The 10,089-nt window shown below is 74.3% G+C and carries 2 protein-coding genes; both read left to right on the forward strand.

Features of this window, described 5'->3' with window-relative positions:
* The coding region (locus EAO72_RS15210; RefSeq protein WP_148017876.1) for a type I polyketide synthase at window positions 1-7,959 on the forward strand (7,959 nt) is incomplete at its 5' end.
* 28 nt (window positions 7,960-7,987) lie between these two features.
* A partial coding sequence (locus EAO72_RS15215) for a type I polyketide synthase (protein WP_148017875.1) occupies window positions 7,988-10,089 on the forward strand: 2,102 nt, incomplete at its 3' end.

Consider the following 10,089-nt stretch of genomic DNA (forward strand, 5'->3'; position numbering starts at 1 on the left):
ACCTACCCCTTCCAACCCACCCACTACTGGTTGGATGCGACAGCGACCGCCACGGCCGACGCGCTGCTCGCCCCGGCCGTCGAGCTGGCCGAGGACGACGGTCTGCTCTTCACCGGTGAGGTGGGCACGGCCCTGCTCCCCTGGCTCGCCGACCATGCGATGGGCGGAGTACCGCTCGTACCGGCGGCGCTTTTCGTCGAACTGGCGCTGCGGGCGGGCGAGAAGGCGGATGTTCCGGTCGTGGACGAGCTGACGCTCGAAGCTCCGCTCGCGCTCCCGGCCGACGGCTCGGCAGTGTCTCTTCAGCTCACGGTCGGTGCGCCCGACAGCACGGGCCGGCCGTTCAGCGTGCATGCCCGGCCCGCCGACGGTTCGGCGTGGGTGCGGCACGCCTCCGGCCGACTGGCTGCGGCGGACCACGAAGTTCCCGCACCGGAAACCGTGTGGCCTCCGGCCGACGCGGTCCCCACGGACGTGGCCGAGGTGTACGAACGGCTGGAGCGGCTGGGCTACGGCTACGGCCCGGCCTTCCGCAACCTGCGGAAGGCCTGGGCCCTCGGGGACACCCTCCTCGCCGAGGCCGCACTGCCGGAGGAACTGCGCGACTCCGCCGTGGAGTTCGCGCTGCATCCGGCGCTGCTCGACGCGGCGCTGCACCTCCTGCCTCTGCGTGACGGAGGTGCGGAGCTGAAGCTTCCGTTCTCCTGGTCCGGTGTCCGCCTCCACGCCACCGGCGCCGACTCGGTGCGGATCCGGCTGGAGCCGGCCGGCGGGGACTCCATGTCCCTGTCACTGACCGACTCGGGCGGCGACCCGGTCGCCTCCGTGGACGCGGTCCATCTGCTGCCCGCGCCCATCGTGACAGCGGCCCCGACGGCCCCCACCCCCACCGACCCGCTGTACACGGTGGAGTGGACGGAACCGGGGGTTCCCCGCGGGCGCGCCCGTGACGTGCTGCCCGCGCCCGAGATCGTACGGATCGACTCCGGCCTTCCCGTGGCCGAGGCGACCCACCGGGCCCTGACGCTCGTCCAGGAGTGGCTGGTGGCCGAGCGGCCCGCGGGCACCAGGCTCGCCGTCGTCACCTCGAACGCCGTCGCGGCCGGCCCGGGCGAGGCCGTCACCGGTCTCCCGGCCGCCGCGGTGTGGGGTCTGCTCCGCACCGCCCAGTCCGAACACCCCGGCACCTTCGTCCTCGTCGACTCCGACGACAGCGCGGCAAGCGAACGGGCCCTGGCCGGAGCACTGGCAGCAGACGAACCCCAACTCGCTCTGCGCGAAGGCCGGGTGCTGGTGCCCCGGCTGGCGCGCATCGCAGCGCACGGCCCGGACACCGCGTCCCCGGCCCCCTCGGTCGCCGGCCCGGACGGAGCGGGCACCGTGCTGCTGACCGGAGCCACCGGGGCGCTCGGCGCCACGATCGCCGAGCGGCTCATCACCCACCACGGAGTCCGGCATCTGCTCCTCGCCGGCCGGCGCGGCCCGACGGCCCCCGGCGCGCCGGAACTGCTCGCGCACCTCGCGGAGCTCGGGGCCGCCGTCACCCTCGTGGCCTGCGACACCGCCGACCGGGCCGCCGTCACGCGCCTGCTCACCGGCATCCCCGCCGCACACGCCCTGAGCGCGGTCGTGCACGCGGCCGGAGTCCTCGACGACGGTGTACTGGAGGACCTCGCCCCGGACCGCCTCGACACGGTCCTGCGGCCGAAGGCGGACGCGGCCCTGCTGCTGCACGAGCTCACGCTCGAACTCGGTCTGGAACCAGCAGCCTTCGTTCTCTTCTCCTCGGTCACCGGGATCACCGGCACGGCCGGCCAGGCCAACTACGCGGCGGCCAACACCTACCTGGACGCCCTCGCCCAGCACCGCCACGCACTCGGTCTGCCCGCCACGTCGGTCGCCTGGGGCCTCTGGGACCAGCCCGACGGGATGGGGTCGGGGCTGGGCGCCTCCGATCACGTCCGGCTCGCCCGTTCCGGCATCGCCCCGCTTCCCGCCGAGCACGCCGTGCGGCTCTTCGACGACGCGCTCGGCTCCCGGCTCCCGCTGCTCGTCGCCTCCCGCTTCACCACCGCCACCCTGGGCGAAGGAGGCGTGCCGGTCCCCGCACCGCTGCGGTCGCTGACGCCGACGCGGCCCCGCCGCGCGGCCAACTCCGCCGCCACCCCGTCCGGTCCGGCCTTCGCCGACCAGGTGGCCGGCCTCTCTCCCGAGGACGCGGAACGGAAGCTGCTGGAGCTGGTGCGCACCGCCACGGCCACCGTGCTGGGCCACCCGGACGCGGCGGCGGTGCCCGGTGGCCGCGCCTTCACCGACCTCGGTTTCGATTCGCTGGCAGCCGTCGATCTGCGCAACCGGCTCAGTACGGCCACCGGTCTGCGCCTGCCCACCACCCTGGTCTTCGACCACCCGACCCCGCGGGCGCTCGCCGCCCGGTTGCGTACCGAACTTGTCGGATCCACGGCCGCGGCAGCCCCGGTCACGGCGGCTGCCGCCGCCGCCGACGACGACCCGGTCGCCATCGTGTCCATGGCCTGCCGCTTCCCCGGCGGGGTCACCACGCCCGAGGAGCTGTGGCGCCTGGTCAGCGACGGGACGGATGCCGTCTCCGGCTTCCCCACCGACCGGGGCTGGGACCTTGACGCCCTCTACGACCCGGACGCCTCCCGGCCCGGCACCTCGTATGCCAGGGAGGGCGGATTCCTGCACGCAGCCGCCGACTTCGACCCGGACTTCTTCGGGATGAGTCCGCGTGAGGCCCTCACCACGGACCCGCAGCAGCGGCTGCTGCTGGAGACGGCCTGGGAGGCGTTCGAGCGGGCCGGAATCGATCCGGCCGGGCTGCGCGGCTCCCGTACCGGGGTGTTCGCCGGGGTGATGTACAACGACTACGGGGCGCGACTGCACCAGTCGCCGAACGCCCCCGGCGAGGTCGAGGGGTACCTGGTCAGCGGAAGCGCGGGCAGTGTGGCCTCCGGCCGGGTCTCGTACACCTTCGGTCTCGAAGGGCCCGCGGTGACCGTGGACACGGCGTGCTCCTCGTCCCTGGTCGCCCTGCATCTGGCCGCCCAGGCGCTGCGGCAGGGCGAATGCGACCTGGCACTCGCCGGCGGCGTCACCGTGATGGCCGGGCCCGCGACCTTCGTCGAGTTCAGCCGGCAGCGAGGGCTCTCCGCCGACGGGCGGTGCAAGCCGTTCGCGGAGGCCGCCGACGGCACCGGGTGGGGCGAGGGCGTCGGGCTGCTGCTCGTGGAGCGGCTCTCGGACGCCCGGCGCCACGGCCACGAGGTGCTCGCCCTGCTCCGGGGCTCCGCCGTCAACCAGGACGGTGCGAGCAACGGCCTCACCGCACCCAACGGCCCCTCGCAGCAGCGGGTCATCCGCCAGGCCCTGGACCGGGCCGGTCTGGCCGCCGGAGACATCGACGCCGTCGAGGCGCACGGGACCGGGACCCGGCTCGGGGACCCGATCGAGGCCCAGGCGCTGCTGGCCGTCTACGGGCAGGACCGGCAGGACGGCACACCGCTGCTGCTGGGCTCGGTGAAGTCCAACATCGGGCACACACAGGCCGCGGCGGGCGTCGCGGGCGTCATCAAGACCGTGCTCTCCATGCGGCACGGGACCCTCCCCAGGAGCCTGCACATCGACCGGCCGACGTCACAGGTCGACTGGTCGGAAGGCGGCGTCGCGCTGCTCACCGAGACGACTCCCTGGCCGGAGCACCGCCGGCCGCGGCGGGCGGGCGTGTCGTCCTTCGGGATCAGCGGAACCAACGCCCACGTCATCCTGGAGGCGCCGGACACCCCGCCCGCCGTGGACACCTCGGCCGCCGCCGGGACCCCGCCCGCCACGGAGACTGCGGGCACCGGCGCCGACGGCCCGCTCGTCCCGTGGCTGGTGTCCGGGCACACGCCCAGTGCGCTGAGGGCGCGGGCGGCTCAACTCGCCGACGTGCTCGAACGGCGGCCCGCGCTGCACCCGGCGGACGTCCCGGCGGCTCTGGCGGCGGGTCCCGGTCCCTTCGAGCACCGCGCCTCCTTCGTCGCCGCAGGCCGGGAAGAGGCCCTGCGCGCGCTGGCCTCCGTCGCCTCGGGCGAGAACCGCGGGGTCCTGGCGCCCGAGGGGGTGCGGACCGCGTTCCTCTTCACCGGTCAGGGAAGCCAGCGCGCCGGTGCGGGACGGGAACTGTACGCGGCGCACGGTGTGTTCGCCGACGCGTTCGACGAGGTGTGCGCGGCGCTCGACCCACGCGTCGGCCGCTCGCTGCACGCGATCATGTTCGCCGACGAGGGCACGCCCGAGGCGGCGCTGCTGAACGAGACGCGCTACACCCAGCCCGCACTGTTCGCCCTGGAGACGGCGCTGTTCCGGCTGGTGGAGCACTTCGGTGTGCGTCCCGACGCGTTGCTCGGGCACTCCATCGGGTCGGTGAGCGCCGCGCACGCGGCGGGTGTGCTGTCGCTGGGCGACGCGGCGACGCTGGTGGCGGCGCGCGGGCGGCTGATGCAGGCACTGCCTGCCGGGGGCGCGATGCTGGCCGTGGAGCTCGACGAGGAGTCGGTGACGCGGCTGCTGACCGGTCTTGAGGGCCGTGCGGGCATCGCAGCGCTCAACGGGCCCCGGGCCACCGTGGTGTCGGGCGAGGCCGCAGCGGTGGACGAGATCGCCGCCCGGGCGGCCGGAACGGGCGCGAGGACCCGCAGGCTCACCGTGAGCCACGCCTTCCACTCGCCGCTGATGGAACCGGTCCTCGCGGAGTTCCGCGAGGTGGTGTCGGGGCTGGACTTCCGGACGCCTGCCCTCACCGTGATCTCCGACCTCACCGGACAGGCCGTCGACGCCGACGACTTCGCCTCCGCGGACCACTGGGTACGGCACGTCCGCGAGGCCGTCCGTTTCGCCGACGGCGTCCGCACGCTCAAGCACCTGGGCATCGGGACGTTCCTGGAGCTCGGCCCGGACGCGGTGCTCACGACCATGGCCGCCGACTCGCACCCGGAGGCGGTGCTGGTGCCGCTGCTGCGCCGCGACCGCTCCGAACTGCGCTCGCTGCCGGAAGCGCTCGGCGCACTGCACGCCGCCGGTGCCACCGTCGGCCGGAACCTGTACGGGGTGGCGGACGGCCGCAGGCGCGTCGAGCTGCCCACGTACCCGTTCCAGCGCGAGCGGTACTGGCTGGACCGCCCGGCCGCTCCTGCCGGGGCGGCCGGGGTGGAGCAGGCGGGTCTCGGGGCCACGGACCATCCGTTGCTCGGGGCCGCCGTGGAACTCGCCGACGGGACCGGCACGGTCCACACGGGGCTGCTCTCCCTGGACAGCCATCCGTGGCTGGCCGACCACGCGGTGCTCGGCGCGGTGGTCGTGCCGGGAGCCGCGCTGCTCGAACTCGCCCTGTACGCGGGCCGGGAAGCCGGTGCCGCCGTGGTCGACGAACTGACCCTCAGTGATCCGCTGCTGCTCCCGGACACGGGATCCGTGCGGGTACAGGTGAGCGTCGGGGCGGCTGGGGCGGACGGCCGCCGGGCGGTCACGGTCCACTCGCGGCCGGATGCCGGGCACGGGGACGGGGCGGCGGGCGAACCCTGGGTGGTGCATGCCTCGGGGCTTCTCGCTCCGGACACGGCCGCACCGCCGGAGCCGGAGAAGGGTTCCTGGCCACCGGCCGGGGCGGAGCCCGTCGAGGTCGGTGGCGCCTATGCCGAACTGGCCGCCCTGGGCTACGCCTACGGCCCCGCCTTCCAGGGGTTGCGGGCCGCATGGCGCGACCCGGCCGACGGAACCTGGTTCGCCGAGGTCGGACCGGCCGAAGCGGACGACGGCCACCTCCTGTCGCCGTCCCTCCTCGACTCCGCCCTGCACCCGCTCGCGCTCGCGGGCCCCGGGCCGTCGGGCGGACTTCCGGTCCCGTTCTCCTGGAACGGGGTGCGGGTGTACCCGGCGCGGACCGGATCGGTGCGCGTACGGCTGTCTCCGGCCGGGCCCGACACCGCCGCGCTGCTGCTGACCGACGAGGCAGGGGCTCCCGTGCTGTCCGTGGCGTCCCTGGTCGTACGGGAGGCCGATCCGGCACGGTTCGCTCGGGCCCGCCGGAACGGGGACGGCCTGTACCGGGTGGAGTGGACGACGGTGTCCGCCCCCGAGGAGCAGGCCGCCGCGGTCGGCCTCGACGAGGCGCTCAGGATCGCCGACGCGGAGGGCGAGTTCCTCGGCGATGCCGTACTGGACGGCGAGGTCCCTTCCCTGCCCGGCCTCGCACGGGTGTTGCGCGACTGGCTGGCCGAGCCCCGCTTCGGCGGGGCCCGGCTGGTCGTCACGACGACCGGCGCGATCGGCGTCCGCGACGGCGAACCGGTGCCGGGGCTCGACCGGTCGGCCTGGTGGGGACTGGTGCGTACGGCCCAGACCGAGCATCCCGGGCGGTTCGTCCTGCTGGACACCGACGGGACGGACGCGTCGGCCCTGATCCGGGACGCGGCCCTCGGCACGGAGGAACCCCAACTCGCCCTCCGGGAAGGCGAAGTGCTGGTGCCCCGCCTGGCCGCTGTCCCGGTCGCCGAGGAGAGGCGTACGGCCCTGCCGGACACGGGGCGGGGCACGGTGCTGCTGACCGGTGCCACGGGTGCGCTCGGCCGGCTGGTCGCCGAACGGCTCATCACCCACCACGGGGTACGGCGCCTGCATCTGACCAGCCGCCGGGGCCCGGACGCGCCCGGTGCCCGGCAGCTCGTGGCGGGCCTCACCGATCTCGGAGCCGACGTCACGCTCACCGCCTGCGACCTCGCCGACCGCGCCGCACTCACGAAACTCCTCGACTCCCTACCCGACCTGCATCCGCTGACCGCTGTCGTCCATGCGGCGGGGGCCACGGCGGACGCCACGCTGGAGACGCTCACGGATGACGCCTTCGCGACGGTTCTCCGGCCGAAGGCGGACGCCGCCCTGCTGCTGCACGAACTGACCCTGGAGCGGGGGATCGAACTGGACGCCTTCGTCCTGTTCTCCTCGGTCGCGGGGGTCATCGGCAACGCCGGGCAGGCCAACTACGCCGCCGCCAACACGTACGTGGACGCGCTGGCCCAGCACCGCCACGCGCTCGGACTGCCGGCGCTCTCCCTCGCCTGGGGGCTGTGGGAGCAGCCCGGCGGCATGGGCGGGGCCCTGGGCAGCGCCGATCTGGCCAGGATCGCGCGTACCGGCATCGCGCCGCTCACCGCGGAGGAAGGGCTCGCGCTGTTCGACTCGGCGCTGGCTTCGGGACTCACCACCGCCGTACCGGCACGGCTGGACACCTCGGCGCTGCGCAGGCTCGGTGACCCGGGGCGCGTGCCGCCGCTGTTGCGGACCCTGGTCGGTCTGCCGGCACGGCGGTCCTCGCAGGCGGCCGGGGCGGCGGACAGGCCCGTCGTCGACGTGGACGGCGACGCGCCGTGGGTCCGCAAACTCGCCGGGGCCGCCGAGGCGGATCGGCCGCGCATCGTGCTGGATCTGGTGCGGGCGGCGGTGGCCGAGATCCTCGGCCACCCGCCGAACCGTCCGGTTCCCGCCGACCGGGGTCTGCTCGACCTCGGCCTCGATTCACTGGCCGCCGTCGAACTGCGCAACCGCCTCGCAGCCGAGACCGGGCTGAAGCTGCCCGCCACTCTGCTCTTCGACCGTCCGACCGCGACCGCGCTCGCCACCCATCTCCACGGGGAGCTGACCGACCGGCTGCCCGGCGGGGCGGCATCGACGCTGGCCCGCATCGACGAGCTGGAGACCGCCGTCGACGGGGCCGCGCTCGGCGCGGAGGCCCGCGAGCGGATCAGCGCCCGGCTGGCCTCCCTGCAGGCCAGGCTCACAGCAGCCGGGGACGCCCCCTCAGCTGCCTTGGACACCGACACCACCGCCACCCCCCAGCTGGACCAGGCGTCCGACGACGAGCTCTTCCAGCTCATCGACGGACAGCTCGGATCCGAATGAACCGTACGACGAGGAGAGTTGACGTCGCATGACGAACGAGGCCAGGCTCCGTGACTACCTCAAGCGCGTGACCAATGACCTGCTCCAGACCCGGCAGCGGCTGACCGAGGTCGAGGCGGAGCGGCACGAACCGATCGCGATCGTCGGCATGTCGTGCCGCTACCCGGGCGGGGTGCGCTCCCCCGAGGAACTGTGGGAGGTCGTCGCTTCGGGCACCGACGCGATCTCCCCGTTCCCGGAGAACCGGGGGTGGGACACCGCCGCGCTCTACGACCCCGACCCCGAGCGGACCGGCCGGAGCTATGCGCGGGAAGGCGGGTTCCTGCACGAGGCGGACCGCTTCGACCCGGCGTTCTTCGGCATCAGCCCGCGGGAGGCGACAGCCATCGACCCGCAGCAGCGACTGCTGCTGGAGAGCGCCTGGGAGGCGTTCGAGCGGGCCGGCATCGACCCGGACACGCTGCGCGGCTCCCGCACCGGAGTGTTTGCCGGGGTGATGTACGGGGATTACGGCGGGCGGATCCGCCGGGCTCCGGACGGCCTGGAGGGCTACATCGGGACCGGCAGCGCCGGGTCCGTGGCGTCCGGCCGTCTCTCGTACACCTTCGGGCTCGAAGGCCCGGCGGTGACGGTGGACACGGCGTGCTCGTCGTCGCTGGTCGCCCTGCATCTGGCCGTGCAGTCGCTGCGCCGGGGCGAGTGCGATCTCGCGCTGGCGGGCGGGGCGACGATCATCGCCACGCCCGGCCTGTTCGTCGAGTTCAGCCGGCAGCGCGGGCTGTCCCCCGACGGCCGCTGCAAGGCGTTCGCGGCGTCGGCGGACGGCACGGGGTGGGGCGAGGGCGTGGGGCTGCTCCTGGTGGAGCGGCTGTCCGACGCCCGCCGCAACGGACACCGGGTGCTCGCGGTCGTACGGGGCTCCGCCGTCAACCAGGACGGCACGAGCGGGCAGTTGTCCGCGCCCAACGGTCCCTCGCAGCAGCGGGTGATCCGCCAGGCCCTCGCCGACGCCGGACTCACCACGGCGGACGTCGACGCGGTCGAGGCGCACGGCACGGGGACGACGCTGGGCGACCCGATCGAGGCACAGGCGCTGCTTGCCACATACGGACAGGACCGGCCCGCCGAACAGCCCCTGTGGCTGGGGTCGTTGAAGTCGAACATCGGGCACACCCAGGCCGCGGCCGGGGTCGGCGGCATCATCAAGATGGTGCAGGCCATGCGGCACGGGCTGCTCCCGAAGACCCTGCACGTGGACGAGCCCTCACCGCACGTCGACTGGGACGCCGGAGCCGTACGCCTGCTCACCGAGGACGAGCCCTGGCCCGAGCACGGCGGGCCGCGCCGGGCCGCCGTCTCGTCGTTCGGGATCAGCGGAACGAACGCGCACGTCATCCTGGAGGCGCCCGCCGCGGAGGCCGCCGACAGCGGGGGTGCGGCGTCGGCCACACCTTCGGGCGCGGTGCCGTGGCTGCTGTCCGCGCACGACCCGGAAGCGCTCAAGGAGCAGGCGGCGCGGCTGCGTTCGTATGTGGAGGAGCACCCCGGACTGGACCTGGCCCCGGTCGGCGGGGTGCTGGCCCGGGGCCGCGCCGCGCTCGGTCATCGGGCGGTCGTCGTCGCCGGGAGTCACGAGGAGCTGGCGCCGGCTCTCGACTCGCTGGCCAGGGGTGTGCCGTCGGCCGATGTGGTGGAGGGGGTGGCCACCGACCACGGGAAGACCGTGTTCGTGTTTCCCGGCCAGGGTTCGCAGTGGGAAGGCATGGCCCGCGAACTGCTCGCCACCTCACCCGTGTTCACCGAACACCTCACCGCCGCAGCCGAAGCACTCCAACCCCACACCGGCTGGAACCTCCTCGACATCCTCCACGGCCTCCCCGACACACCACCCATCGACCGCGTCGACGTCATCCAACCCGCACTCTTCGCCGTCATGACCTCCCTCGCCAAACTCTGGCAACACCACGGCATCCACCCCGACGCCGTCATCGGACACTCCCAAGGCGAAATCGCCGCCGCCCACATCGCCGGCGCCCTCACCCTCAACGACGCCGCACACATCACAGCCCTCCGCTCCCACACCCTCCTCCAACTCGCCGGAACCGGCGCCATGGCCTCACTCCCCCTCAC

It is taken from the genome of Streptomyces sp. OR43, assembly GCF_008042275.1.
Lineage (GTDB): Bacteria > Actinomycetota > Actinomycetes > Streptomycetales > Streptomycetaceae > Streptomyces.